At 29.8% G+C, this 752-nt stretch carries 1 protein-coding gene; it reads left to right on the top strand.

What is annotated here, in order from left to right; genetic code table 11:
* Positions 1-134: 134 nt before the first annotated feature.
* Positions 135-614, top strand: coding sequence for a hypothetical protein (locus tag ACP7AV_RS17165; protein WP_426093011.1), 480 nt, complete (start codon positions 135-137; stop codon positions 612-614).
* Positions 615-752 lie beyond the last annotated feature (138 nt).

Below are 752 nucleotides of genomic sequence, written 5' to 3'. Positions count from 1 at the left end.
TTTTTCCAAAAAGAGTTTCAATTGTAGTTTAAATCATATATATTTACTTACTGATTAACTAAAATGAGTTCGTTTAAAGGTTTTTAGACGAACTGACGTTAGCAGCAAGTTTAAAAAACGTAAACGTAACAACTATGAAAAATTTGATATTATTAACTCCATTTTTTATTTTTTTTGCTTGTAAAAAAGAGCAACTTCCAGAACAATTAAGTCGTGATAATCAATTGGAAATATATACTTATGGATCACCTTGGTCAGATCAATACCAAGCTTCTTTTAACCGGACGGAAACTTCGAAAGACACATTGTTTGTTTCAAAATTTGAAACTGTTAATGGCGAAAAAAAGCAATCATTAGAAAAGATAAAATTAAAACCAAATGAAATAGACTCTCTTTACTTATACTTTCAAAAAACTAAAGATAATTTTAAACTCAACGATAGGAAGACGAGAGTTATGGATGGTACATCAGTAGGTATATCTATTAGCAATAATACTACTTCATTATCATATTCTTACAGAGGTTTAGACAAAGCTGAAAACTCGACTATGGAAATTAGAAAACTTTTGAGATTTATCAACTCAAGGTTACCGAAAGATTTTCAAATGTATTAAAAAACCTGCTGCTAACAGTTAGGGTTCCTATGTAAAGCAGACTTAAGTTATTAACAACTTTTTAAACTGAGCGATATCTTGATGTTTTTCGAGTAAAAAATGCCATCCCCAGCGGCTTGTTGGAAAAGTTGGAAACAA

The organism is Flavobacterium sp. DSR3-2 (genome assembly GCF_049896525.1).
Lineage (GTDB): Bacteria > Bacteroidota > Bacteroidia > Flavobacteriales > Flavobacteriaceae > Flavobacterium.
This window is presented reverse-complemented; position numbering and strand designations above follow the sequence as displayed.